We start from the raw sequence: 25,745 nt of genomic DNA, 5'->3' as shown, positions 1-25,745 counted from the left end.
CGTAATAATTCCATCGTATGACAGTATTTAACCCAGCAATTTATTTGCTCAAAGTGCATTTTCTATGTCAAATAAAAAAGAAAGCACTGCCGTTTTCATTTGTTCCAAACCTGGTTGTTCTATCGGAAAATGCCCGGCTCCTTCTAAAATCACACATTCTTTTTTACCCTTTAACCGTTTATAAAAAGGTTCACTTAAGTTAAATGGCGTCATTGGATCTATTTCAGGATGAATAAGTAATATTGGACAAACATCAAAATTTTCGGGTTCAATCATGGATTTCATATTTAAGAAGCTTCTTAGAAACCGCAAAGTAATTTTTGTCCCGGCCGCTCGAGGATCTTTCATAATCAGTTTGGTCAATTCGAAATCATTTGTAATTAATTCCATTCTCGATACTTTTGTAACAGAAATTCGTAGCGAATCCAAAACAAAAGGAAAAGCATCCATCGTGAATTTACCCAAACGACTAATCGCCTTATTCGGGGCAATTTGGTCACGAACGTTCGGGTTACTTGTATCCACAAAGGTTGTTACAATTAACCCTCCAACTTGATTGCTCTTTGAAGCCACATGATAAGCCAGCATGCCTCCAATGCTGGCTCCTAATAACACTATCGTTTTACCATCCCGTTTGATTTCCTGTTCGATCAACTCCGTAAGTATTTCAATCCAATGTAGGTAATCCATGGATTGTAATGACTCAGTGTTGCTTAGCCCAAAAGGAGGGAGGTCAGGGGATACAACATCATATCCATGCTTTTGTAGCATCCGTGCATAGGGTGCCAATAATCTGCCATTCCCGCCTGCACCATGAATTAAAATAACCTTAATTTTTGAATCTGGAGCGTACATACGATCCAGATGGATATGACAATCGTTCCAATCCCACCACTCTTCAGACGGTAGGTTATTTTCTGCTATTCGCAATTCCTCAGGAAAAAACTTCTGGTATTGCTTCCAATATATTTCGGATTCATTGTATGTTAAATGATTAGTGGTAGTATTCATCTATTCGCCGGTCTTCCCAGAGAACACCTTCGGCCAATTAGCCTGTGCAGAAAATAACCGCCGCCGTTTCTCCGCATCCGGGTCCAGCACCACCTGCGTTTCCCCGTCAAAAATAACAGTTGCCCGCGAGTCCGCTCTATACGGCGGCCATTCCAGGCCGGGAATCGATGGATCCCCCTGGTGTGCGAATGCCGTCCAGGTCTTCTGCATCGTTTCGGACAACTTCTGCATGTCTGGAGTCACAGTCAAGCCATATTGCTTGAGCAGATGCAGGTTGCCGAACACATACAGAATTTCGGCACCATGAACAGCCTTCTCCAGCAGTGGATGGCCCTGAACCGTCCAGTCAAACCGGTACATCCATACGGGCGCTGCAGCAGACTGGGTCTCCGCAAAGGCAATCGAGCTGCCCCAGAAAAAGAGGTCCGTCAGGAGCTCCGCCTGTCCCTCCCAGGACTTCGGATAATCGCCGGCAAGCTCCGCCAGATCGTCAATACCCATCAGCATTTCCAGTGCTTTGAGCGATTGCTCGAAGCTCTCCCCCGGACGTTCTTCCCGGAAAAACAGATTTCCCTCGTGCAGATTGGTACCGATCAGCAGCGGAATTCCTTGTGCCGACCCACCCGCTATAGCTTCAGCAGGATCGGCAGGCAACGTCAAAGGCTCGATGACCGGCTGGAAAAACATGCTGAGCGCTTCACCGGACAGCTTGTAAGTCATTCGCGCCGCCGCTTCCAGGATCTGCTCCGCCGGAAGGTTATCCAATACCTCCAAATCACTGCCTGGAGCAAGCCCCAGCTCAGCCAGCAGAGCCGCTGCTACTTCATGGCCCTGCTGCGGCTGCAGCATCTGCGCGGCTCCGCTCTCCATAATAGCCCTTGCGAATAAGCCCTCCGCGGCGGGCATTGCCAACAACGCGGCAATGCTCATGCTGCCCGCCGATTCTCCGAAGACGGTAACGCGCTGTGGATCGCCACCGAAAGCGCTAATATTGCCCTGTACCCACTCAAGGGCCGCAATCTGGTCCAGCAGGCCCGCATTTGAAGCTAAATCACTGCCGAATGGGGACATATGTACAAATCCGAACGGCCCCAGCCGGTAATTTACTGTAACCAGAACAACCTTGCCGTTGCGGGCCATCCGGGTACCGTCGAACATCGGCTGACTGCCGGCTCCGGTCACAAAGGTTCCCCCATGAATCCAGACCATCACCGGCAAGCTCTCCCCTTCTTCCGCAGAAGACCATACATTCAGATATAGACAGTCTTCCGAATAGACTGGGGACGTTCCGCCAAACCGTGTGCTGCTGGTGCTCACTGGCTGATGGCTTACCGGACTGAATGAAAGGGCCTCTCTGACGTTAACCCACGGCAGAGGCGGCTGAGGCGCGCGAAACCGCAGCTTCCCGACTGGAGGTGCAGCAAAAGGAATCCCGCGCCATACCTTCACCCCCTCCTCCTCGGCTCCCAGCAGTTTTCCGTACAATGTTGTAACAAGTGGTGCTGTCATATCAATCTACCTCTTCCCGTTATTCCTTGTTATCTTCAATCTGTATATAGAGTCCGGAGCGGAAACGGAACCACTGGAAGACATGGGTAACGACCACCTTCAGTACGGCATATCCCGGTACGGCCAGAATGATTCCGAGCACACCGAACATTTTACCGGCAAAAATAATGACAAAAATGATGGTAATCGGATGTATCTTCAGCGACTTGCCCATGATCTGCGGAGAGATGAACTTGCCTTCGATCAGTTGAACAGCCGTCCATACGAACACCATTTTCAGCAGCATGAACGGAGACGTCACCAGCGCTACGATCAGGGCCGGAGTAATGGCAATTGCCGGACCCAGATAAGGTACAACCGCGGTACAGGCAGCAACAATCGCCAGAACCAGCGAATATTCAAGCCCGATAATTAAATATCCGATGTAGAGCAAGGCGCCGATGCAGCAACTGACAATAATCTGTCCCCGAATATAGGACGCCACCTGGCTGTTCATCTCTGACATGACCATGCGGGTCTGCGGCTGCAATGCCGTAGGAATAAATCTCATCAAATAATCCGGCAGCCTTTTGCCGTCGCGCAGCAGATAGAACAGAATAAATGGGGTAGTTACCAGGGCAAGCACAATCTCCGTCAGCGCTCCTACAAAGTTGCCGACACCGTTCACCGCATTGTTCAGGAAAGAAGTGCCCCACGATGTGACTTTGCTTGTAAGGTCATTAACATCCGTCCCCACATTCTCCTGAATCTGTCCAAACAGCTTGCTGCCGGTCAGGTTGATGAATTCCTGTTGGATCTGATCACTGTATTTAGGAAAATTATCAATCAGGCCTACCAGCTGGGTGCGGATCATCGGGATTACCGTAAGCAGGATCAGTGTTATAATTCCGGCGATTAGCAGATATAGAATGGCGATGCCATATGGCCTTCTGATCTTGCTCCGCCGCTCTAACCGATCCACCAGAGGATTCAGCAGATAGTAGGCAATCCCCGATAACAGCAGGGGTGCCGCCACGGTATGCAGCAAGACTGAAATCGGTTTGAATATAAACGGAACTTTGGAAAACACCAGTATATTTATTCCGATCAGCAGTACGATTAACAGTGTTACCACAAATCGGTTATTCAGAAAAAACTTCTTGAACTTTTCCGGCCATACCTGCAGCCTCTCCATCACTCCCGCGCCCCCTTAACACAATTGCTTCATCCTATGTGTGATTATTTGCACTTTTTATTAGCATAGTCAACACAGGGGCAGCAAGTCAAATTTCCTTTTAATCAAACTTGAGGTCTGCAATTTGGCCTGCGTTCATAAACCCGATCGACTGGTAGACTTTGTTGGAGTCCGGATTTTTGCCGTCCGCGTAGAGCACCGGTGTCAATTCTGCACTCAGAAGATGCTCACAAAGGGCTGCAACCAGTGCGCTCGCATAGCCTTGCTTGCGGTGACTTGCAGGGGTGTACACATCGTTAATGCGTGCATGTCTGGCCGAACGGTGAGTGATCTTTGCCATGGATACGGGGGTATGATCCGCCATCCACAGGTACAAGTCGCCGGAGGCGGCATCTTCAGCAGCTATCGTCAAAAAATCCTCCGGCCGCAGCATCTCGCCAAAAGCATCCTTCATGAATCCGGTCAAAAATTCAGCAATCACAGGAACCTGTTCAGCCTTAGCTTTTTCCAGGTATCCATGGACCTCTGCAGGCTTCCGCACCTCCGGACAATGATAAGCCTCCAGCATCATATTCGTATGATAGAGCTTACCCTTTCTGTCACAAAAAGCCTCCGCAAATGTCTTCGCGATCTCCGGCTGCGCGGAAATCCCGGGAAACTCATTCAACTGTACCCGTTCTGCAAGCTGCTGCACAAGGCGCTCCTGCTGCTCTCTCCTAAGCTCACCGGACACCCACAGCCAGGGATTATGCCCCGGTGATTGTGTGAATATCAGCTTGCGGTCTGACGTGGTCAGCCGGATCGCTTCAGGATATTCGGTAATCCGGTGGATTAGATTATACCGGACCTCCTCCTTCATGAACGCCTCACTTTGAAGCACTTCGTCTCCCGTCTCAAAGCTCTCAAACATTACGGTTCCCCCTTAATTTTCCTTATCATTTCATCATAGACCTCCCTCCAGCAAAAATAAACAGCCCGCCGCCAATTTATTCTGGCAGCAGGCTTTTCGTATCCGTTATAGTTCTTGTCAGGCTATCCAGCTTCATCCGAAGCTTTCCCTTTCAGTCTCTTAAACCAGCGGGATCACAAGATTCCGGCCGCAATGAGATGTTATTCTGATCTCAGATCCGGTCAGTTGGATGCCGAGAAGCAGCAGCGGGTCAGCATCTCTAACAGATAGACCGTTTCCTGCAGGTACATCGGCTTCTGTTCCATCTTCATTCCGGGGTTCTACCATGCCAAGACTGCTCGTCAGACACGGCTCCCCATAGAAAGCTGAGACCAGCCAGTGCGTGCCTGGAGCGATGCCCGCCAGCAGAGTCGGGATAGCCGTCCGCGGACGAAGGACATTGGTGTTCGTTTGCGGACGGATCATCACAGCTTCGCGGTAGCCCGCTAGCCCCAATACTCCGCTTACACCATGACTGCTGACAGCTGTCTCCGCGTATCCGTCAGCGGAGCGGAGCTCCTGAAATGCCGGCTCCAGGGCCACGGCAAAACCGCCTTCTGCTGCATCCAAGGCCCGCCCCGTCTGCACCCGGTGAATGCGGATATGCCATGGAAGACCGGCAACCACCCAGGTCTGCACCTCCACATTCGCCCAAGGCTTCCAGCGGGAGTACAGGATATTGTCTTCGATCCGTGTCTCTATATTTTGCCGGCGTACCCGGTACAGATGATCCCCTGCCTCGCTAAGTGCCAGCATGGAATCGAACGCGCCTTGGGCAATTCCCCATTCCGAGCGGGGCACACTGAAGCCAAAGGCCGTGGAATAAACGAATTTCTCGTATTTGGCGGAAGTGTGTGTATGCTCATTGGTCGAGAGATGACCGCTGTTGAAGGCAGCCACATGATCCGTCTCAGGCTGGCGGCAAATGACCAAATGTGCAGGCTGCTGCACAGCCAGCGTTTTCAGCTCAGGAAGCGGCAGCTCTTCAGACAGCCAGAAGGGATGGTTGTCCTCCAGCGCAAGCGGCATGAAGAACTTCAGAGACCAGTAAGGAGAGCCCGGTGAATTATAGTTCTCAGCCATCACCAGGTTCGGATAGGCATAGCCGATGGTCAGCACGCCCTCTTCATTCAGGATATCCTGCTTCAGCCACCAGCGCATGTTGCGCAGGATCAGCCCCTTGATCACCCCGTAGGGCATTGTCTCCACTTCAGCAAAAGCCAGCGCACCCCAGAAAGCAGACTGCGCAAACCGGTACGCCAGACTTCTTCCATACGGAAGAGCCGAGCCGTCCCCGGCAAACCAATGGATAAATTCTTCGGCAAACTTCCCGGCGCGCTCTTTGAACACACGGGAACGCTCAGGGTCTTCATCACCCATCAGCTTAGCGTACAGCAGGCCGTAGAAGTGGAGGGCAAACGGAACATAATAATCAATATGCCCGCCGATTCCATCGCTGTACCAGCCATCCGAGAGATAGAAATCATCAATCCGGCGCAGGTTGTTCTCGAGTTGCTGCTCGTCATAAGGCAGTCCTGCTGTGCGGAAGCCCAGATTCACCAGCACGTTGAAGAAGAGCCAATTGCAATCGTAGCAGGGATGTGAATTCATCTGATTGAGCCAGGCGTACAGATTGGCACGCTCCTGGCCGTTCAGCGGAGTCCAGATCCGCTCCGGAATCAGTGACAGCGCATAGCCGAACGCCGCCATTTCCACAAGCCGCTGGTCATAGTCGGCGACCTCGCCCCAATATTCTTTGTGCCCGGGATCGGTGCCGTTCCTGATGCCATCTAGGATCAGTTCCCACATGTCATCCTCTCCGCCTCCCGCGAGAAAAGGTACAAATCCCCACATCACACGGGAAAAGCCCTCCATTTCCGCAATATCCGGACCATAGTGGACTCCCGTTACGCCCAGCTTCACGCGGGCATGCCCTTCGCTGTAGTGAGGCTTCAGCGGATGGGCAAGCTGCAGGAAGGCTTCCTGCAGGTCCGCTTTGGTGATCAGCGGATTAGCTTTTATCTGCTCCAAATGGCTGCTCATCATTACCACTCCCTAACTGTTTCTTTTACTCCCAATAGAAAGGTCCCTTGCCCGTCAACCGTGCCAGCCCTTCGGCATAGAAGAAGTCTCCGTAAATTAAAGGTACGTCAATATTCGTGCCAGCCGGGTAATTGCTTGTACCATGGAGAATCAGGCCCTCTTCAGCCTCATTGTCCCAGGTGCCATAATTGCGGTATAACGATTCCAATATCCGTACAGCAGGTTCCCGGTATACCGGCGCCTCGAGTTCGCCAAGCTTGTCTGCGAGAAGGAGCAGCCCGCTTGCGGCACAGGCTCCTGCCGAGGAATCCCGGAAGTTCCGTGCTTCACCGGGTGCGCGGAAATCCCAATGCGGCACATGATCCTCCGGTAAACGAGCCAGGAAGAAATGGGCCACCTTTTGGGCCGTATGCAGGTATTCCGTTTTACCGGTATGATGGTAAGCAAGCGCCAGGCCGTAAATGGCCCAAGCCGTTCCCCTGGACCAGGCAGACTCCGGCGCATAACCCTGACCGCCGATGCCTTCGATGAACTCCCCGCTCTCCGGATCAAAACGGACAATGTGATAGACTGAGCCGTCCGGGCGGATGAAATGCTTCACTACCGTATCCATATGCGCTTCAGCAATGTGACGGTATCGCGGGTCTCCGGTCACCTCCGCCGCCCAGAAGAGCAACGGCATATTCATGGCACAGTCAATAATCGCATAACCTCTGTTGTCTTCGCCTTCATACCAGGGGTTCCAGGCGCGGATATAGCTGCCCTTCAGGTTGAAGCGGGCCGCCAGGTAATTCGCCGCCTTCAATGCTCTGATCCTGGAGACCTCATTGCCCAGAAGCTTGTAGGAAGCCACACTGGTTAAGGTCCACATGAAGCCCAAATCATGGTCCAGACGGACATACTCATTCAGCACTTGGTCCAGCTGATCCTCGCATTGCTCGGCCAAAGCCCGCAAGGATTCATCCCTGCTGTCGTTATACAAAAGCCACAGCTGGCCAGGCCAAAAGCCTGCCGTCCACCAGAACGGCTGCTCCAGTACATATTGTCCGCCCCGACTAGCATGGGGGAAGCCTGCGCCGATCCGCAAACTGTTCTGCTGTGTTTTCTTCAGCGCCTTATGCCAGGCTTCTTCTGCCCACGCAAGCTTTGTTTCCGCTGTCATCTTTAGCCACCGCCATTTCATTCATTTGGAATTGATCATGTCTCAACGAACTGAAACTCGAATTCATAGCTACCCTGCTTGCCTGGTTTCCCGGAGGTGTGGAAATCCATTCCGTACCAGGTCCTGGTCTTGCCAAAATGATCACTGTAGACATGCACCGAAATCTCTGGTCTGAGTGCACCGGCATTATAGAGGATACGCAAACCTTTTCCGCCTGTGCCCCGCAGCAGAACACTGTCCTCCTCCAGCACAGGCTGGCAGAAGGTCACTAGCCGTTCAATCAGCGCCGCCGGGGCTTCGGCAAACCGGAAATCGTCGGTCATCAGAAGTGTCGGTTGGATGTCTGACGTCTGCCAGCTGAACGATCGCGTCAGCCGCTCCAGCGGTCCGTACCCGTAAGCAGAGGTCAAATCCAGCGTCAGCACACTCTCATCCTCCCCTGCCTCAGCTTCCAGCACCTTGGCACAAGCCCCGGCTCCCGGCAACTGAAGCTGTCCGTCAATAATAGGCACACTGTGACCCTGTGAACCATTGCAATCATAGGTATACCGCTCTGCACCGAAATATCCTGCCGTGTACTCTCCGCTGCCAAGATCAGAGAGATATACCGTTTCATCTCCCAGTAGAATGAATTGACCAAGATCATTATGATTGTGCGGCTCGTCGTTATTTCCGCCTTTGGCGGCGAAACCGAATACCCCGGCTGGGGTAATCTTCCGGGCAACCAGCCATTCCGCATCCGGTAAATAACTGCTGCTGCTGGCCCACTCGCTCCGGCTGGCCACCGGACTGCGCCAGATCAGGTTCCGCACCGCCGGTGCCCAGCGGCTGCAGTGGTCCTCCGTATATGAAGCCCTAATCGAAACAGGCGGCGATTCTACTTCTGAATAAATGGTGCCCAGATAGTGGCTGAGTCCCAAAGACACGCTGACTCTCTGCTGCGAATCGGAGAAGTTGGCTACTACGCTGCCGCCAAGAAAACATTTCTGCTGGAATGCAGCGATGCTCTTCACCTTGTCCAGCCGGAACCAATCCAGTTCTCCCCGGCTTCTGCGGCGGAGCAGGTCAGCGTAATATACGAAATAGCCAAAACCATAATTCCAGTAGCCCATCCCTTCCAGGCAGGCACCGTCATCCCCGAAGCCCTGCAGATAATATTCCATCGTCCCCTGTACCTTGAACAGAATATCCGTAAGCGTCTCCAGGTCATTCAGCATCAGCATCGCTGCCGCACCGACCGATCCCGAGCAGACCGCCGCCCAGTTATGCGTTGCCGTCTCCCAGTGATAAGGCCCGGAGTTCAGATAAGGTCCGAACAACCGTCTCTGTACCTCTTCTTTGATTCTCGTATGTAGTAGAACAGGAAGCCTGTCCCCAAGCAGACAGCGGATCTCACTCAGTGCAAAACCGGTTTCAGCCGAGAACAGATCTATCGTTTCCGGGATACCGCTATTGCCGGTATGGGCTGGCAGACACCATGTGTATTCGTTGCAGATGCTCCATATCATCTCGCAGACCGCATGGATATGGATTTCCTGCTCCGGCTCCAGCAGAGACAGCAGTACTGACGTGTTCAGCATTCTCCTGCGTTCAAAATAGGGCCGTTCATACTCCAGTCTGGACCCGGTGCGGGCAAAAACAGTAAACAAATTATAGGTAAGCTCAGGTGCTTTTTCCCCTCTGAGCCTGTTCCCTTCCGCACGAATTTCTGCGACCTCCTCCGCATATAGCGGTGAATTCCTTACCGTAGACCAGAAACCGGCTGAATCCCCATCCGGATAATACAGACGGGTATCAGCTGGCTCCATATTCTGTACCACCGCTAGGATTTCGGATCTTTGCATCTTATGTCGCCTCTCTCTACGGTACACGGCTACCCCCGGTATTCAACGGGTGTTACTCCTGCATGCACCTTAAAAGTCTTGATAAAATAGCTCTGGTTGTCATACCCCAGCTGTTCACAGATCTCGCCAACTGTAGAATTTGTTCCATCCAGCAGTTCTTTGGCTCGCTCCATTTTTAGTTTTGTAACATATTCGATAAAAGTAGTACCTGTCTCCTTCTTGAACAGCCTGCTAAAATAGCTGGCGTTCAAATGGAGATGATCCGCTACCTCATCCAGACCGATCCGTGTTTCCAGTCGGCGAGAAACATATTGGCAGGCCTCGGTTACTTCGGTCCTTTTGCTGCCACCGGCACCAGCCCCCTTCGCTGCAACGATGGATTCCAGATGATTATCCAGCCATTCACGCAGCGATGGCAGCGAATCGATATCCACGATCTCTTTGTGCAGCGAATCCGCCGAATACATCGGACGAATGAACTGGAGGGAGTGCAGCTTCAGCTTCAGGTCGAGCAGCAGCTTCAGCATCCAGTCCTTGACCGTCTCCGGAGGATACTGTTCCTCCCGGATCAGTGAGATCCACTTCTCGGACACGGTACGCGCCTGCTCAGCATTCCTGCCCAGCAGCACCTCCCGCAGCTCCGCCGCTGCCTGATCATAATGTGCAAACAGATTGCTTACTGCGGTGGAGCTACAGGCAGACTTACATTTAACGGTATCCCCTGGCATCAGATAGAAGCGCTGCTCTTCGCCGTTCAACAGCTCATTCAGCTGCTGCTTAAGTCCTTCCGGTGTTCCGGTGCCCTCTCCGGTAATGAAGGACATGCGGACCTTCAGCACCTTCGACAAGGTCGATTGGATAATCTTCAGCCCGGCAGCAGCTTCCGCATAAATATTGCCCTGCAGACCAGGCCTGTAGGAGAACAGCAGGAACGAAGATTTTATATTGTAGCCAATATAAAGTCCGCGCGGCTTCATCCCGTCCAGTACTTCATTCATCACATTACTCACAGCAAAATGCAGCGTCTGATCCGAGGAGAAACGGTATTTCACATGCCGGTAATCCTCCAGGTAGGCAATTACGGGCAGACAGAATTCACCTTGCTGGAACAGTCCGTAATCAGCAGCCTCAGCCAGCCATTTCTCCGGCGACAGCAACGGCTGATGGATGAAATTCTTGATGCTCCGCTCCTTGCGCAGCTCCTTAGTCTCTCCGAACAGCTGCCGGATGCGGGAGGTCTCCCAGCCTGCGCGGTTCTCTTCATCCATGGATTCCTTGAATCTGCACAGCAGCTGCACAAGATCCTCCGGGTCCAGCGCATCCTTGAGCAGATAATCCTGCACATTAAGGCGCATCGCCTGCTGGGCGTATTGAAATTCATTGTGGCAGGATAAAACCGCGATCCGCACACCCGGCCTCAGCTCTTTGATACGGGCGGACAGCTCAAGTCCATTCATCCGCGGCATGCCGATATCCGTAATCAGAATATCCGGTATCTCCTGCTGTGCATGCTCCCAGGCACTCTCCCCGTTCTCATGCGTACCCATCAGGCGTAAGCCAAGCTCCTCCCAGCAGATACTCTCGGACAACAGCTCGATCACCGGATAATCGTCATCCACAAGCATCACCTTATACATCCCGTATCTCCTCCCTATGCGGAATATGCATCTCTATCGTGGTCCCGTTGCCGATTTCACTGCGAACATTGATGATAAAATCCTCACCGAACAGCATCCGCATACGTTCCACTACATTGGACATACCCATCCCGGAGAAAGAGCCTTTAGGCTCTTCATTGCCGGAGCTCATCTCCGTTCCTGCGGACTGCATCCGTCCAGCTATACTATCTAGCCGGGCTTCATTCATCCCTAGGCCGTTATCGGTTACAGACAGGACCGTATAGCTCTCCTCCACATCCGCACGAATACTAATTACGCCCGGCTGCTGGCTAAGCCCATGAATGAGCGCGTTCTCAACCAGCGGCTGAAGGAAAAAGCGCGGGACCTTAATCAGAAACGCCCTAGGATCAATATCAAGCTGTACCCGGGCCTCCTCCTTCTGGCGCAGATTCATCAGGCTGACATAGTGGGAGACCAGATCAATCTCCTCATGCAGAAAAATCTCATCCTCTTCACGGCTGATTGTCATCCGCAGCAGCATGGACAGGGAGCTGATCATTTTGGCGCTCTCCGGATCACCTCGCTTCATGACCTTCATACGGATCGAGTTCAGTACATTGAACAGAAAATGAGGGTTGATCTGAGCCTGGAGCATTTTCAGCTCCGCTTTTCGTTTACGGGCCTGGGTGTCTGAGACTTCTGCGATCATTTCCTTGACCCGGTCCAGCATCTGGTCGAACATCAGCCCCAGCCGGCCGATTTCATCATTGCCCCTGACTCCGGAGCGCACCAGCAGGTTGCCGCGCTGCACAGCAGTTGTTACTTTGCCGAGCCGTACCAGCGGTTTCGTAAAGGCGCGGACAAGAGTAATGAGCAGCAGCAGGAAGACGAAGAAGGAAATAAGCTGGATGACAAACACACGATTAAAAATAGAGCTGATATCTACGATGCTCTCCTTGTAAGGCTGCATCAGTACCAGCCGCCAGCCGTTGAAGGACAGCTGCTGCTGAACAACTAGATATCGCTCCCCGGCAATGGTAACGACCTCTGAAGCCTGTAAAGAATCCACGGCGTTCACATACGGAAACGGTTTGCCAATGCTCCCTGCATCTCCACCGGAGACAACATGGTTCTCTCCATCCAGCAGAACCACCTTCTGTCCTGCCGACAGATTGCCAAAAATATCATGAAGCTGATCCTCCATAATGGTCACAACGGCATACCCATAGATCTCGGTGCTGTCAAGGCGCAGCGTTCGCGCCACCGTCACCTGATACGGATGATCAAACTTGTCGTAGGCTAATTCAGTGGGCTCTACTCCAGCCCAGTAAGACTCCAGCCCCTTCAGTTCTGTCATCTTTCGGAACCAGGGCTTCTTCTTCAACTCGAGCGGATTGTAATCGCTAACAGAATAATTCATATAATATTTATCGTTGGTCAGCAGAATCGTTACATAACTGTTCTGGCCAACGACAGTAAGGGTATCGAGCTGTTCGAGCACCCGGTTCTGGTCCATGAACCTCTGGTATTCGTTACCGCTTACATTATTGGCTGCGGCAAGCTTAAAATACGCTTTCAATCCGGGATTGGTCTGGACATAATTGGCGATGGTCAGCATCCCTTTCAGGCTGTTCGTCACCGAGCCGTTCACCAGCTGTAAGGAATCTTCTGCATTTGCAATAGCCTGCCGTTTGACGGCCTCCTGGGTTAATGAATTGTAGATCAGCAGCGTGAGCGCGGCAGGAACCAGAATACAGGCAATGGATGCGACAATCAGCTTGTGACGGATCGATTTGGGGGCGAGCTCCCTGAGTCTGCTGAACATAGCGGTGTCCCCCTTCAATATGTACCCCTGAAACAAGCAGAAACGGCTTGGCCCCCAAGTGAAAAAGGACTTCCGTTTCTGCGGGAAAATATATACTCATCTTGTATACATTCTATGAAATGATTATAGCAAATTATTTTTTATTGGCTGCAATTATTTTATTCACACGGTCCTGGGAATTCTTGATGGTCGTATCCACATCCTGATCACCAAGGATCATCTTCTCATACTCCTCGTTAATGGCTTTGTAGACCTCTGCCTGGTAGGTAGCCGGTGGAATGATCGCCGATGCCTTGGAAGCCACCAGCGTGTCAACCAGTGATTTCTTGTCAACCTTCTCCGGATTCTTGGTACCGGCCAGGATGGTATCGATAATCCCCTGCACCTGATCGCTCGTTACCTTGCTCCAGGCCGGAATGTTCTTGCCTTGGACAAGCTGGCCTTCGGTTGTATACCAGCGGACAAATTTATAGGCAGCTTCTTTGTTTTTGGATTTGGCGGCAACGGACACATAGTCCGTAGTCACCGGTGTCAGGCCCTTTTCATCTGCAGCGTTGTTCTTAGGGAATGGGGCTACGGCTACATTAAAGTTCAAAGGCACCTTTTCTGTACCGCCGATCTCCGTGTTCATCCAGCTTCCGATTAGAATCATGCTCGCAGACTGGTTGAAGAACTGGGTGCGGTAAGCCAGCTTCTGGGAGATCATGTCCGAATAAGGAACGGATGACTTATCTTCTTTTTCCATTCTCAGTCTCAGCTCAAGCGTTGCCTTGAAGTTCGGATCATCCAGATTGGAGGTTCCATCCGCCTTCAGAAACTCGGAGTTCTGCGGCTGGTTCTCCATCTTCAGCTTCAGGAATTCCATCCAGCCACCTGCCTGCGGACCGTGGAAGTATGCGCCGTAACGCTTCTCTGCTCCTTCTCCCTTTGTCAGCTTCTGGGCATAGTCGGCAAAATCATCCCACGTCCAGTCGGTAGGCACGGCAAGTCCTGCTTCATCCAGATTATCCTTGTTTAACAACACATACCATGGATTGAATTTGCCCGGCAGCGCATAGACCTTGCCGTCCAAATGGGTATCCACTTTATAATCTTCTTCTACCTTGAAGCCATCCTTGGCGATATACTCATCCAGCGGTTCAGCCATCCCCAGCGCGATGCGCTGGGCATATCCGGCTGCGTCACTGAACATCAGGATATCCATAGGCGCGGAGGAGGCTGCCTCCAGATCCAGTTTTTTGAAGGCTTCCTGGGTATCGCCCTTTTCACTCAGCTGCACCAGCTCAATGGTCACACCCGGATTGGCCGCTTCATAAGCTTCCAGCGTGTGCTTCCAGTTGTACGCCTCCTCTGTCCCATAAGTATAGAGCCGCAGGTTGGTTTTCTCTGTATTGCCGGCTGCAGCTCCGTTCGTTGCTTTGCCCGCATCTGTATTGGCCCCGCCATTTGCACTATTATTACTGTTATTCCCGCCGCAGCCCGCCAGCAGGCTTAACATCAGAACCCCTGCAATCGCCCCGGACCAACCTTTTCTTTTCATCATCATTGAACCCTCCCTAGATTATATCAGTGACTCACAAATGAATTATAGAATACGCTTACATTTGGCACATGAAACAATATTTACTTTTATTGAATTATTTTTACTTCTATACAAGTTGAACTTCAAATTCTCCTATTGGGGTCTGGTCGTGACTGCGGGGAATGTTTGGACTTCCGGCCGCTGTTATGCTTGAATTTCCTTGATTAAACTGCTGGTCGCGGTAGAAATTCAAGCATAAAGGCGGACGCATTCGCTCCTCCAATTCCAAACTTCCCCTCCGCCCCTTCCGCCCTATATGAAGTCATCAAGTTCAATTAGAATAAGAAGTTATTGCGGTACGGGCCGGTAAGGCAGGTACGCATTTCATTTCAACCTTTTACACCACCAAGGGCGATGCCCTCAATGACATTCTTTTGTCCCAGGATAAAGATGATAATCAGCGGCAGGATGGCAGACACCGCCGCCGCCATAATCAGGGAGTAGAACTCACCGCTCATTGAAGTGAACTTCTGGATCGCTATCGGCAGAGTCAGCAATTTGTCGCTCCGGATAAAGATCAGCGGATTCTGATAATCGTTCCAGGTCCAGATGAACCGGAGGATCGCATACGTGGCCACCGCTGGCTTCACCAGAGGTAAGGCGATGGACCAGAAAATACGCGGATGTCCGGCACCGTCGATTTTGGCCGATTCAATAAACTCCTGGTGCAGACCCATAAAAAACTGACGCAGCATAAACGTCCCGAGCACACTGAAGGTCCCGAGCAGCACCAGACCCAAATGGCTGTCGAACAGCCCGATGTTGCGGTAAATAATAAACTGTGGAATCAGGATTGCCTGCCCTGGAATCATATACGTTACCAGCACAATCATGAACAGGAAATTGCTGGCCCGGAATTTGATTTTGGAGAATCCATAGGCCGCCATGGCCGAGATCAGACAGGATGCCGCTGTAGTAATCACCGCAACCTTGATCGAATTCCAGTAGTATAAAGTGAACGGATAATCGCCAAACCAGACCGCTTTGTAGTTCTCAACCGCATTCCATTCCTTCGGAAGCCACTGGATGGGATATGCGAATACTTCCGACTCCACCTTGAACGAGGTGACCAGCATCCATACAAATGGCAACAGGAACAGCACACTGCCGGCAAACATGACAACCGTAACTATGATTTTCAGCCAATCGACGCCTGGACGTTTTTCCATATGCTTTACCCTCACTTCTCTGTCTAGTAATTGACCCATTTCTTCTCTGCCAGCCACTGCCCGAACGTAATCAGCATGACGAACAGGAACAGCACGACGGCAATCGCTGAAGCGTAACCAACCTTAAGATTGACAAAAGCCGTATCGTACAAGTACCAGACCATCATCGTCGTGGAGCCAATCGGGCCGCCCTGGGTCAGCACCGCGATCACATCAAACACTTTAAACGTGGCAATGATGCCGGTTACAAGCAGGAAGAAGGTCGTGGGCGACAATAGCGGAAAGGTAATCCGTCTGAATTTGGTCCAGGCGTTGGCTCCGTCAATTTCGGCAGCCTCGTACAGATCCTTCGGAATGGACTGCAGTCCGGCGATGTAGATAATCATGTTGAAGCCGATGGAGATCCAGACCGAAATCATCATAATGGATATCAGGGCAAAATGCGGATCGGCAATCCACTTCGGCGGGTCAGCAATCCCGATGGCCTTCAGCATTTCGTTAATCGGGCCGTATGAAGGCTGGAACAGCACCTGCCATACAATCGCTACGGCGACGGTCATCGATACATAAGGGACGAAGTAAGCGATTTTAAAATAACCCTTCATATACACATAGCGGTCGATCAATATCGCCAGCACCATGGATACCAGCAAATATACTGGCACTGTCAGCAGAAAGATAAAGTTGTTACGCACCGAGCGGATAAACATGTCATCCTGCAGCAGATTGCTGAAGTTCTGCAGCCCTACCCAGCGGATACCGTCAAAGCCTTGCACAAAATTCCAGTCGGCAAAGCCCAGCACCAGTGTGGCAATGATCGGTATCAGCACCAGAATCGTTACCCCGATCAGCATCGGGCTTACAAAAAGCAGTCCAGACAGCGTCTCTCCCTTTTGCAGCGACCAGCCCTTACGCTTTCGTACAACCGGCGGCTTTTGCGTTAATGTCTCCATATTTTGCCCCATGTCTCACACCTCAATGGTTTTGTTATAGGTCACGCCCTTTTCTCTGTTCTCATTATAAAAAAAATACCGTCAGCGCTTTGACGGTATTTTGATCTTATTCAGTGTAATTTTTACTTCTTCTTTTTACCCTTGGTCCCCTTCTCTGTCTGGGCCTTCAGTCCGCCATCGTAGGTATAGAGGATATGATCCTCCAGTTGTTCCCCTTGGAGCACCTTCCGCACCAGCTTTTTGCCCGCCTTGGGCGTCATCTCCCTGTACCAGACTCCCTCCGGGTACGAGATCACTACACAGGCGTCTGAGCATCTTCCGTTGCACTCGGTTACTGTGGTATGTATCTTGCTTGCCGCTCCCTGTTTCTCAATTTCGTCCTCAATGGCATCAGCCACTTCTTCGCCTTTATTCTTTCTGCAGCTGCTGCCGCCGCAGATCAGCAGATGATGAACCGTTCCTTGCAGATTCCAGGTCGTCATAAAATGTATCCCCCTTCTGAACACTAATACCCCGCATAAGGATCATTCTAAACTCTAGCCATTCTCCGGATGCTAGTCAATAGCGTGCAATCCGGTTTCCCTGGAGCGCGGAGGGCAAAGTCTTGGTTACCAGCCTCATCAGATGGGGATAATATCTTTAGCTTGCCGGTCACAAAAAAGTAAAGAAGGAGAACAACACTTATGAAAATTCTGTATATTTACGCCGCACTTGGCTTACTGGGCTTGACTATATCGATATCCGTGGATTGGTTAACCGGAACCCCATTTTCCAAGTCATTCAGCTTTCTTACCTCGATCTTTTCGACTACTACCTTCGAGGAATTGGTCGTCATCATTATATTCTTCTTTCTTCCGTTTATCCAACAAGGAATGGATGCTTACAACAGGAAAAAGAAACCCAGCCAATGAGGCTACCGGTACCAGCCGAACCGTTTTCGCACATGGTGGACAAAGAAGAGCAGAATAGGAACTACCGCACAGAGAACCGGAAGAATGTATTTCAGAAACGCTCTCCCTTCGTTCAAGTGACTGGCGTAATTCTCTGCGCTCATAAATGAGCTGAACAATACAATGACTCCAACAGGCACAACCAGTTTCCGGTAATCTTGAACTTTAAACAGATCTGCAGTGATTACTGTCGCCGCGTAACAATAGATCGACATTTTAAAAAAAACACCGATGATCAGGGTCAAAATGACTAAGGCATCCAGACGCTGGATAAAATTGGCCACGTTCACCAGCGTGATCGTTGTAAAAATGGGAAAGGCCGCTCTACTGTATATATTTTCTCCAAGTACGGATATTTCAATGGCATGGGTGAAAGTGAGAAGCAGCCCGCTTAGGATCACTGCCATGACCCCTGCTTTTTTGGCTTTTCGGGGTTTATTGAAATGAGGCAAAACCGTTGTTATGCAAACCAGTTCCCCAAACGGAAAAATCCAGATGCTGGGATAGGCAGCGCTCAGCGCATCCCACCAATCGTTGGCATGAAGGGGAAACAGATGCTTAAAGTCTACCAGTCCGGCAGCGATGACAACAAAATTGCAGGTCAGCCCCATGATCATGATGATCCAAAAATAAATTTCCGCTGTCCTGGCGAATACCTCAATCCCCTTGGTCAGGATGTACATGACAGCAGTCACCATAATTGCATTGAGAACGAGGATCGGAGTCCGGTCGTAGGTTGACGAGATTAACAGATCTCCAGCCTCCCGCAAATTGCGGGAGCCGTTGAACATCAGCACCGGAATATACAGTAGACTCAGCGGCCAACCAATGACCTTACCCAGTATTTTCTGTGTATATCCGCTGATGATCAGTCCGGGAAACTGACGATACAGATCGTAATAGATCAGATAGAGTAATACTCCTCCTGGCAGGGCCATTAATATGGACAGCCACACCGCATGGCCGCTTTTCAGACCTATCGGAACAACCAGGGCTGTTCCAAGTTCAAACAGCACCATCATGGCAAACAATTGACTGGGTCCGATGACTTCTTTTCTCATAAGAAAGCTCACCTATCTTTTCATTAGAAAATCGTTACTCTTCAGGTGCCGTGAATGGAGCGAGCCGCATCCCTGTACCCCGAATATACGCTTCAACCTTGAGATCAAGTGTTCCTTTGGCAAAGATCTGGTCCCATTTCTTCTCCACAGTTCTCCATTCGCCGGGGTGGGTACGTTTTAATTCATTCCCAAAATTCAAATAATCAACACCTGTCTGCTGCGCCGCATGGAACGCCTGCTCTATTTCTGCCTTCGTCAGCTTTTCCATAGCCTCTTCCAGCTTGATGATTTCCTCATTTTTGCTCAAGTCCAAACTGCTCTTGGTCTCATTAATATTCCCTTCCTCACTGACATTCACATGAAAAACCGGAATTCCCTCCCGCAATTCTACCTTGACCTTGGTTCTGGATAATAACACATTGACTGCAACTGCCTTTTTTTGTTCCCCTGCATCGATATCCACATTCGTTTCGATAATTTTATTCAGAATCCAGTCTGTTCCTCTGGCTTCGGGGCCGTCGATCCATTTCTCCAGCTTCCCCTTCTTGAATACGGCCTGTCCCCCCATTGTAATAACGGTCTCTGCATCAGATTGCTCCAGGTTTGATTTCTTCTTACCTGCTTCTACATTTCCAATCATGCGCAGTCCGCTGACCGTGAAGCCTCCCTCCCCAGTCATTTTATTAATCAGCTCAAAAACGTCGATTTTTGGGTTTTCCCCCCATACACTGGAAGTATTTTGTACCTTCTTAGCCAGTCCGATGGAGGGAATACTTTCCTGTGGTGTGAATATTTTTAGAATGGAAGCAGCATCTGTGTCCCTTGAGATCAGTACGGCCGTATTAAGCCTAAGCTCATGAGATCGTTCAAAGATGTCCAATACACCGCTGATCCCGCTTTTTGCGATAGACTCCCCCAGGACTAACAATTGGGTATGGGCAAAAAACAGCTGTCGGCTCGCCCGCTTCGAGGTTTTGCGCAGTGCCCCGAACACGGTAGGATCGTTTGACGAATAAGTGGTAAACGCAGACTCACTGCTGCTTGCTCCCTGGCTGGTAGCTGAAGCAGATGGAATGACAACCTGGAACGTTACCTTGTATTCATCCGGTTTCGTTCCCTGGTCTATTCCGATTCCACTGACAATAGCCAGCTCGTTCAATTCTCTGCTGTTCCAGCAGCCTGTCAGACTCAGGGCCAGTCCCAAATATGCAATCAGGCAACCTTTCATTTTAACTTTCATTGGTGTTTACCCTTTTGCTTTTGCCTTCTTTTTTGCGCACATTGCTTATTTTTTTATTTAGACGCGGCCGGATTTTCATAAAATGCAAGGGTGAACGAATAAAGGTATCCTTCTGATCTTCAGCGGAAAACGGAGCTATAGGAGACATATAAGGAACCCCCAGGGAGCGAATACTGCATAAATGTGCGATCAGGATCAGGGCCAGAATAGCTATGCCATAAAGACCCATAAATGCGGCAACAAATACAATGGAAAAACGCAGCAGCCGCACTGAGAGTGCCATGTTAAAGGCTGGAGTGGTGAAGCTGGAGATCCCTGTCAATGAAACGACGATAACCATGGCTGGTGAAACAATTCCCGCCTGGACGGCCGCTTGTCCCAGTACCAAACCTCCAATAATGGATACGGTCTGACCGATCGGAGAAGGCAGTCGAATACCCGCCTCACGGATAATTTCAAAGGTAATCTCCATCATCAAAGCCTCCACAAACGCCGGAAAAGGTACCCCCTCCCGCTGTGAGGCCAGATTAATGAGCAGCGGGGTCGGAATCATCTCCTGATGAAAGTTAAGCGCGGCAACAAAGATGGCGGGGCCAAACATTGAAATCAGCAAACAGAGAAAACGCAATAGACGGATCAATGTGGAAATATCAAAACGCTGATAGTAATCCTCTACCGTATGAAAAAACATAAAAAACGTTGTTGGTGCAATAAGCACAAAAGGGGTTCCATCTACAAAAATGGCGATTCTCCCATCCAGCAGATTCCCGGCCACACTGTCGGGCCGTTCTGTATTGTATATTGTGGGAAAAGGAGAATATCTGCTTTCTTCAATGAGCTGCTCAATGTATCCCGATTCCAGTATGGAATCCACTCTGATCTCTTGCAGCTTTTCTCTTAGATTTTGCAAATTATCTTCGTTTACTATTCCATTTATATACATGATGGCGACGCTAGTCTGTGTCACAGCACCCAGTGTCATCGGCTCTACCCATAGATTGGGATTTTTAATTTTGCGGCGGACCAGAGAAATATTAACCCCAATCGTTTCCGTAAAACTCTCCTTGGACCCGCGGATCGAAACCTGCGTGCCTGCTTCAGACACAGGACGAACCTCGCCTCCGCTTGTGTTACCGCTTATTGCTTCTGCCATGCCTTCAATCAGGACAAGGGTATTTCCGGACAAAAGGGCTTCAAAGAGCTCGCTCAGCGTGGTGATTGTCTGCCCTTTACCAGGATTCAGCGCTTTTTCTTTCATATATTTATAAATGTCCAGGCTTGTTGTCAACTTCTGGCCTTCTTCGTTTACGGTCTGAAAGGACATGGCGTGTGAGATGAACTCATTCACAATTTCCTTATCCGTAAGACCATCCATATAAACGGCAGCAATCCGGGGAGCATCCTCTATCGTTTGGAAATAGCGGATAATCAGATCCAGACTGTTACCGAGGCCTTCCCTAATGTGCTGCAGATTGTCGTCAAGATTCGTTGTAAGCGGGGAGCTTTGACTACTGCTATCCGCCCTTTGCGTCTGTTTCGGTTTGGTTGTTCGAGTAGCCATCATCAGCACCTCCTGTCCATACTATTCGCCCGCTCCCCTTTTTTTATGCAGCATATGGAATAGACACGCGCTGGTGCAAGCGCAGCGAATGCAGGGTCTGTGCACACAAAAAGGCTGCCGGCACGAAGAATTTCGTACTGGCAGCCTCTAGTTATTCTACATTAAGTTAATCTCTAGCCTGTTAGTGTTCATCCACTACTCCAAGGGCCTTGTTCTTTTCCTTAAAGCGTTCATTATGTGAGGAGACATACGCCACCTTCGGAGCCTCAGGGTCCAAATACAGCTTCGCGCTGTTCAGAGCAAGAACCGCATCGGTGAACGTTCCGGCAATCAACCGGACCTTGCTGCTGTAATCCACAAAATCTCCGGCGGCAAACACGCCAGGCAGGTTCGTTTCCAGCCGTCCGCTGACATTGGCACACCATTCGCCCATATCAATTCCCCAATCCTTCAGCGGACCAAAGTCGCTTTTCAGCCCATGGTTCACAATCACTGCATCCACTTCAAGCTGCTCACATTCGCCGGATTCCATATGGCTGATCGTGACTTGATCTATCTTCTCCCCATTGCTGCTATGCAGCTGGCTAACCGTGTAGGGAACGCGGACTTGAACGGATGAGGCTTTCATGCGGGCAATATTCTTCTCATGACCGCCAAACTGCTCGCGCCGGTGAACAATGGTTACGCTGGCGGCAACGGGCTCCAGCTCATTCGCCCAATCCACCGCCGAATCGCCGCCGCCCGAGATCAGCACCCGCTTGCCGCGGAATGGTTCCAGCTCCTGCACAGTATAATGGAGGTTCGTCACCTCATAGCGGTCTGCCCCCTCAATCTCCAGCTTCGCCATCTGCAGGATACCGTATCCTATGGTGAGGATGATCGTGCGCGTCCAATGCTGTTCGCCGCCCGCTGATGTCAATATATACGTGCCATCCTCTTGCCGCTCCTGAGCAATGATCTGTTGGCCCAGTACGATGGTAGGATCAAAGGTCCGGGCCTGCTCGGCCAGCTGATCTATCAATTTGCGGCAGAGTATTGGAGTAACTCCCCCCACATCCCAGATCATTTTTTCGGGATAAATGAGCATTCTTCCGCCCAGCTCATCCTTGGCTTCAATCAGCTTCGTCTTCAGGTCGCGCATCCCGCTATAGAATGCTGTATACATACCGGCAGGACCCCCGCCAATAATGGTCACATCGAATAATTCCAGCTCTTTGCTCATGTAATCCCCTCCAGGTGTAATGGTATTTCAACGAATTAAGATCGGGTACGTGCCAGCAGGTAGAGAAAATAAGGCGCTCCAATCACGGCAACCACAATACCAGCCGGAATTTCGGAAGGCTGCAGAATCCAGCGGCCGATGGTATCCGCCGTAAGAACAAGCAGTGATCCCAGCAGCGCCGAAGCGGGCAGCATGAACTGATGCTTCGGCCCCACCAGGCGCCGGGCCAGATGCGGCCCGACCAAGCCAACGAATCCAATTCCACCGCTCACGGCGACACTGGCTGCTGCGAGACCCACCGCAGCCCCTAGCAGGCGGAATTGCTCCTTCGTTACCGCCGCGCCGAGTCCGGTTGCAGTCTGATCCCCCAGGTTCAATACATTCATGACTCTGGCCTTGTAGATCACATAAGGCAGCAGAATGAGAATCCACGGCAGCAAGGAAAGTACGAACTTCCAGCTGGTTCCCCAGATACTGCCCGCAAGCCACGTGGCGACAAATTGATATTTGTCGGGGTCCAGGCGCAGGGTAAGCACAATCATAGCCGCGCTCATGCCTGCCGCAACCGCCACCCCGGTCAGCAACAGCCGGATTGGAGAGATTCCCTCATGCCGCTTATAGGCAAGTGCATAGATCATGGCTGCCGTACATGCAGCCCCGACAAAAGCTACCAGCGGAAGCATAAATACCGGTGCGGCTGTGGTTGCCGGATAAAAAGAAACCAGCAGCATCACCATGAGTCCGGCTCCGGCATTGATGCCAAGAATTCCGGGATCGGCCAGATCATTGCGGAACACACCTTGCATCACCGCACCCGAAACCGCAAGTCCGGCTCCGATCAGAATCGATATCACAATCCGCGGCAGACGGAAATCGAACAGGATGAGCTCCTGTTTGTCTGTGCCACGGCCGAGCAGGGTATGCAGCAGCTGGGGCGGGGTCAAATGTATGTATCCTGTGTTCACACTGATCACAAAAACAGCTGCGATCAAGGCTGATAGTACTGCCAGCACTTGAAATCCCCGTCTGCGTCTAACCTCATCAAAACTTATTGCCACCTTTTTACGCACCTTCATAGCTCCCTTCTTTCTTTGCGGGCCAGATACAGAAAGAAAGGCACACCAATCAATGCCAGAATCGCGCCCAGCGGCGTTTCATGCTGCGGAATAATGGTTCTCGCAGTGAGGTCGGCTAGCACAACCAGCAGACTGCCAAGAACAGCGGAGCAAGGAATAATCCACCGGTAGTCCACACCGACAAGATACCTTGTCAAGTGGGGAATAATCAGGCCTATGAACCCTACAGCTCCTACGACCGAAACCGAAGAACCGGCAAGAACCAGAACGATCAGAGCACCTGCCAGCTTCACCAGACCTGTACGTTGCCCGAGACCTTTGGCAATATCCTCACCCAGACTGAGCATGGTAATGGATCGGGATAGTGCAATCGCCCCGAGAATCGCCACAAATACCCACGGAAACATGATCTTGAGCTGGAACCATTTCGTTCCGGCTATACCTCCTGCATACCAAAAGGCCAGATCTTGTCCGATTCTAAAATATAAAGCCACACCCTCACTTAAAGCCGAGAGCAGTGCACTCAATGCCGCACCAGCCAGTACAAGGCGTGCTGGCGTAAGTCCGCCCTTAGCCAGGGAACCGATACCGTATACGATCGCCGCACCAGCCCCTGCACCCGCAAAAGCATACAGAATCAAACCCATGAACGGCAGATTCGGCATAAAAGCAAACACAAGCGCCAGCGCAAAACCTGCGCCTGAATTAATGCCCATCAGCCCCGAGTCCGCGAGCGGATTACGGGTCATCCCTTGCATTATGGCTCCAGCTACCGCAAAGCTAGCCCCGATCATCACACCACCAAGCACGCGGGGAAGCCGCAGCTCGCGGATAATCTGGTGATCCGTAATATCTGGATTGAAATGAAAAACAGCGTTCCATACCACCGGCAGCTTAATGTCCGCAGCCCCGAAAGAGACCGAAACCGCAATTCCCAGCGCCAGGGCAATCAGACCGCCAACCAGGATCAGCGTAGCTGCCCAAGGACGCGAACGAAGCTTCACCTCATCCTGCCCCCTAAGTGGACCTGTGCCGGCTGCTGTCTGTAGACTCATAGGTTCCACCTTTTTCTCATGAAATTGATAATCATTATCATTATAACATTGTAAAGGAAGAAGCCGTATTTTGGCAATGGACAAATATGATTCACAGCTTTATACAAAACCAAAACCCCCGGAAATCATCCTGAGGAAGCGACAATTTGCCGGGGGTTTTGAATGGAATACTTCTAAATCTGAAGACTGCTTACCATCCGCTGGTTGGTTTGACACCTGCAAACGGGGCAGGAGGTGCTTTTAGCGGGTATAGTCCTCATATTCGTCGCGTCTGCTCGATTTATGGTACATGTATTCATCATTCTTCAACTTGTAGAGAGCACCCATTCCGGAAAAAATGAAGAACAGCACCAGAATCAGAGAGTACGCATACATGAATTTATCAAGGTAGAAGCACAGGATGATCGCCACAAAGGTCAGCACCAGCAGGGCAACCGCAATTCTAGCCCATATTTTTTTCATAGCAGATCCTCCAGAAGAATTTCAAATCCACATTATCACTATTTCATCGAATATATTGTCGAAAGCTGTCATTGCTCCATAATAAAGGAATACCCTTTGCGTCCACACATGTCTGGCAGGTATCGATTACAGGATTCAAGAGAAAAAGAAGCGAATACCAAGATAAAGGGAATCACGCCCTCTAATCGGGAGGGAGATGGACATTTCAGGGAAATAAAGGGAAATCTCCACTCTATATTTGGCCGTTACACCCTGCTGTACCTTATTAGGCGATTATA

Annotated in this window: 21 protein-coding genes; all 21 read right to left on the bottom strand. The window is 50.8% G+C overall.

Going from position 1 to position 25,745, the window contains the following annotated elements:
- Positions 1-48: 48 nt before the first annotated feature.
- The 21 genes from ACTJKB_RS09615 to ACTJKB_RS09515 all read right to left on the bottom strand — a co-directional run bounded on the left by ACTJKB_RS09615 (position 49) and on the right by ACTJKB_RS09515 (position 25,467).
- The gene (locus tag ACTJKB_RS09615; protein WP_440833530.1) at positions 49-1,011 is read right to left on the bottom strand and encodes an alpha/beta hydrolase; all 963 of its coding nucleotides are present in this window, start codon (positions 1,009-1,011) and stop codon (positions 49-51) included.
- Positions 1,012-2,520 (bottom strand): carboxylesterase/lipase family protein, encoded by a 1,509-nt coding sequence (locus ACTJKB_RS09610; RefSeq protein ID WP_440833528.1) that lies wholly within the window; start codon positions 2,518-2,520, stop codon positions 1,012-1,014.
- 19 nt (positions 2,521-2,539) lie between these two features.
- Positions 2,540-3,694: an AI-2E family transporter gene (locus tag ACTJKB_RS09605; protein ID WP_440833881.1), complete on the bottom strand. Its 1,155-nt coding sequence runs from the start codon at positions 3,692-3,694 to the stop codon at positions 2,540-2,542.
- Between the two features lie 100 nt (positions 3,695-3,794).
- A complete protein-coding gene (locus tag ACTJKB_RS09600) occupies positions 3,795-4,604 on the bottom strand; it encodes a GNAT family N-acetyltransferase (protein ID WP_440833527.1) in 810 nt (269 codons plus the stop codon).
- 159 nt (positions 4,605-4,763) lie between these two features.
- Entirely contained in the window at positions 4,764-6,686 is a 1,923-nt protein-coding gene (locus ACTJKB_RS09595; protein ID WP_440833526.1) for a DUF2264 domain-containing protein, read from the bottom strand.
- Positions 6,687-6,711: 25 nt separating this feature from the next.
- Positions 6,712-7,848: a glycoside hydrolase family 88 protein gene (locus tag ACTJKB_RS09590; protein ID WP_440833524.1), complete on the bottom strand. Its 1,137-nt coding sequence runs from the start codon at positions 7,846-7,848 to the stop codon at positions 6,712-6,714.
- 35 nt (positions 7,849-7,883) lie between these two features.
- Positions 7,884-9,692, bottom strand: coding sequence for a hypothetical protein (locus tag ACTJKB_RS09585; RefSeq protein WP_440833522.1), 1,809 nt, complete (start codon positions 9,690-9,692; stop codon positions 7,884-7,886).
- Positions 9,693-9,721: 29 nt separating this feature from the next.
- The gene (locus ACTJKB_RS09580; protein WP_440833521.1) at positions 9,722-11,329 is read right to left on the bottom strand and encodes a response regulator transcription factor; all 1,608 of its coding nucleotides are present in this window, start codon (positions 11,327-11,329) and stop codon (positions 9,722-9,724) included.
- Complete coding sequence (locus ACTJKB_RS09575) at positions 11,322-13,136, bottom strand: cache domain-containing sensor histidine kinase (protein ID WP_440833519.1); 1,815 nt, start codon at positions 13,134-13,136, stop codon at positions 11,322-11,324. Before ACTJKB_RS09575 ends, ACTJKB_RS09580 begins: the two co-directional genes overlap by 8 nt.
- A gap of 133 nt (positions 13,137-13,269) precedes the next feature.
- Positions 13,270-14,679: an ABC transporter substrate-binding protein gene (locus ACTJKB_RS09570; RefSeq protein ID WP_440833517.1), complete on the bottom strand. Its 1,410-nt coding sequence runs from the start codon at positions 14,677-14,679 to the stop codon at positions 13,270-13,272.
- A gap of 368 nt (positions 14,680-15,047) precedes the next feature.
- On the bottom strand, positions 15,048-15,887 hold the full coding sequence (locus ACTJKB_RS09565; RefSeq protein WP_440833516.1) for a carbohydrate ABC transporter permease: 840 nt from the start codon (positions 15,885-15,887) through the stop codon (positions 15,048-15,050).
- A 23-nt stretch (positions 15,888-15,910) separates the two neighbouring features.
- Positions 15,911-16,852 (bottom strand): carbohydrate ABC transporter permease, encoded by a 942-nt coding sequence (locus ACTJKB_RS09560; RefSeq protein ID WP_440833514.1) that lies wholly within the window; start codon positions 16,850-16,852, stop codon positions 15,911-15,913.
- Between the two features lie 110 nt (positions 16,853-16,962).
- The gene (locus tag ACTJKB_RS09555) at positions 16,963-17,322 is read right to left on the bottom strand and encodes a (2Fe-2S) ferredoxin domain-containing protein (protein ID WP_440833513.1); all 360 of its coding nucleotides are present in this window, start codon (positions 17,320-17,322) and stop codon (positions 16,963-16,965) included.
- 218 nt (positions 17,323-17,540) lie between these two features.
- Complete coding sequence (locus ACTJKB_RS09550) at positions 17,541-17,675, bottom strand: hypothetical protein (RefSeq protein WP_440833512.1); 135 nt, start codon at positions 17,673-17,675, stop codon at positions 17,541-17,543.
- A 78-nt stretch (positions 17,676-17,753) separates the two neighbouring features.
- Positions 17,754-18,851 carry a GerAB/ArcD/ProY family transporter gene (locus ACTJKB_RS09545; RefSeq protein ID WP_440833511.1) on the bottom strand — a complete coding sequence of 366 codons (1,098 nt, stop codon included), beginning with the start codon at positions 18,849-18,851 and terminating at the stop codon, positions 17,754-17,756.
- Between the two features lie 34 nt (positions 18,852-18,885).
- Positions 18,886-20,091 (bottom strand): Ger(x)C family spore germination protein, encoded by a 1,206-nt coding sequence (locus ACTJKB_RS09540; RefSeq protein ID WP_440833509.1) that lies wholly within the window; start codon positions 20,089-20,091, stop codon positions 18,886-18,888.
- Positions 20,081-21,652, bottom strand: a complete 1,572-nt coding sequence (locus tag ACTJKB_RS09535; RefSeq protein ID WP_440833507.1) for a spore germination protein — start codon at positions 21,650-21,652, stop codon at positions 20,081-20,083. Before ACTJKB_RS09535 ends, ACTJKB_RS09540 begins: the two co-directional genes overlap by 11 nt.
- 181 nt (positions 21,653-21,833) lie before the next feature.
- Positions 21,834-22,874, bottom strand: a complete 1,041-nt coding sequence (locus ACTJKB_RS09530) for an NAD(P)/FAD-dependent oxidoreductase (protein ID WP_440833505.1) — start codon at positions 22,872-22,874, stop codon at positions 21,834-21,836.
- Positions 22,875-22,909: 35 nt separating this feature from the next.
- Complete coding sequence (locus ACTJKB_RS09525) at positions 22,910-23,950, bottom strand: FecCD family ABC transporter permease (RefSeq protein ID WP_440833504.1); 1,041 nt, start codon at positions 23,948-23,950, stop codon at positions 22,910-22,912.
- Positions 23,947-25,005: a FecCD family ABC transporter permease gene (locus ACTJKB_RS09520; RefSeq protein WP_440833503.1), complete on the bottom strand. Its 1,059-nt coding sequence runs from the start codon at positions 25,003-25,005 to the stop codon at positions 23,947-23,949. Before ACTJKB_RS09520 ends, ACTJKB_RS09525 begins: the two co-directional genes overlap by 4 nt.
- A gap of 240 nt (positions 25,006-25,245) precedes the next feature.
- Positions 25,246-25,467: a hypothetical protein gene (locus tag ACTJKB_RS09515; protein ID WP_440833501.1), complete on the bottom strand. Its 222-nt coding sequence runs from the start codon at positions 25,465-25,467 to the stop codon at positions 25,246-25,248.
- Positions 25,468-25,745 lie beyond the last annotated feature (278 nt).

Source organism: Paenibacillus sp. 22594 (assembly GCF_052044425.1).
Classification (GTDB): Bacteria; Bacillota; Bacilli; order Paenibacillales; family Paenibacillaceae; genus Paenibacillus_AQ.
The sequence above is the reverse complement of the archived record's forward strand: the minus strand, read 5'-3'. Positions and strand labels throughout refer to the sequence as shown.

Excerpts from the sequence above, each read along its gene's own strand:
- ACTJKB_RS09515 (WP_440833501.1), bottom strand. The coding sequence starts at position 25,467 with ATGAAAAAAATATGGGCTAGAATTGCGGTTGCCCTGCTGGTGCTGACC.
- ACTJKB_RS09550 (WP_440833512.1), bottom strand. The coding sequence starts at position 17,675 with ATGACGACCAATTCCTCGAAGGTAGTAGTCGAAAAGATCGAGGTAAGA.
- ACTJKB_RS09555 (WP_440833513.1), bottom strand. The coding sequence starts at position 17,322 with ATGACGACCTGGAATCTGCAAGGAACGGTTCATCATCTGCTGATCTGC.
- ACTJKB_RS09540 (WP_440833509.1), bottom strand. The coding sequence starts at position 20,091 with ATGAAAGTTAAAATGAAAGGTTGCCTGATTGCATATTTGGGACTGGCC.
- ACTJKB_RS09585 (WP_440833522.1), bottom strand. The coding sequence starts at position 9,692 with ATGCAAAGATCCGAAATCCTAGCGGTGGTACAGAATATGGAGCCAGCT.
- ACTJKB_RS09530 (WP_440833505.1), bottom strand. The coding sequence starts at position 22,874 with ATGAGCAAAGAGCTGGAATTATTCGATGTGACCATTATTGGCGGGGGT.
- ACTJKB_RS09560 (WP_440833514.1), bottom strand. The coding sequence starts at position 16,852 with ATGGGGCAAAATATGGAGACATTAACGCAAAAGCCGCCGGTTGTACGA.
- ACTJKB_RS09525 (WP_440833504.1), bottom strand. The coding sequence starts at position 23,950 with ATGAAGGTGCGTAAAAAGGTGGCAATAAGTTTTGATGAGGTTAGACGC.
- ACTJKB_RS09610 (WP_440833528.1), bottom strand. The coding sequence starts at position 2,520 with ATGACAGCACCACTTGTTACAACATTGTACGGAAAACTGCTGGGAGCC.
- ACTJKB_RS09580 (WP_440833521.1), bottom strand. The coding sequence starts at position 11,329 with ATGTATAAGGTGATGCTTGTGGATGACGATTATCCGGTGATCGAGCTG.
- ACTJKB_RS09535 (WP_440833507.1), bottom strand. The coding sequence starts at position 21,652 with ATGGCTACTCGAACAACCAAACCGAAACAGACGCAAAGGGCGGATAGC.
- ACTJKB_RS09615 (WP_440833530.1), bottom strand. The coding sequence starts at position 1,011 with ATGAATACTACCACTAATCATTTAACATACAATGAATCCGAAATATAT.
- ACTJKB_RS09545 (WP_440833511.1), bottom strand. The coding sequence starts at position 18,851 with ATGAGAAAAGAAGTCATCGGACCCAGTCAATTGTTTGCCATGATGGTG.
- ACTJKB_RS09595 (WP_440833526.1), bottom strand. The coding sequence starts at position 6,686 with ATGAGCAGCCATTTGGAGCAGATAAAAGCTAATCCGCTGATCACCAAA.
- ACTJKB_RS09590 (WP_440833524.1), bottom strand. The coding sequence starts at position 7,848 with ATGACAGCGGAAACAAAGCTTGCGTGGGCAGAAGAAGCCTGGCATAAG.
- ACTJKB_RS09565 (WP_440833516.1), bottom strand. The coding sequence starts at position 15,887 with ATGGAAAAACGTCCAGGCGTCGATTGGCTGAAAATCATAGTTACGGTT.
- ACTJKB_RS09600 (WP_440833527.1), bottom strand. The coding sequence starts at position 4,604 with ATGTTTGAGAGCTTTGAGACGGGAGACGAAGTGCTTCAAAGTGAGGCG.
- ACTJKB_RS09575 (WP_440833519.1), bottom strand. The coding sequence starts at position 13,136 with ATGTTCAGCAGACTCAGGGAGCTCGCCCCCAAATCGATCCGTCACAAG.
- ACTJKB_RS09570 (WP_440833517.1), bottom strand. The coding sequence starts at position 14,679 with ATGATGAAAAGAAAAGGTTGGTCCGGGGCGATTGCAGGGGTTCTGATG.
- ACTJKB_RS09605 (WP_440833881.1), bottom strand. The coding sequence starts at position 3,694 with ATGGAGAGGCTGCAGGTATGGCCGGAAAAGTTCAAGAAGTTTTTTCTG.
- ACTJKB_RS09520 (WP_440833503.1), bottom strand. The coding sequence starts at position 25,005 with ATGAGTCTACAGACAGCAGCCGGCACAGGTCCACTTAGGGGGCAGGAT.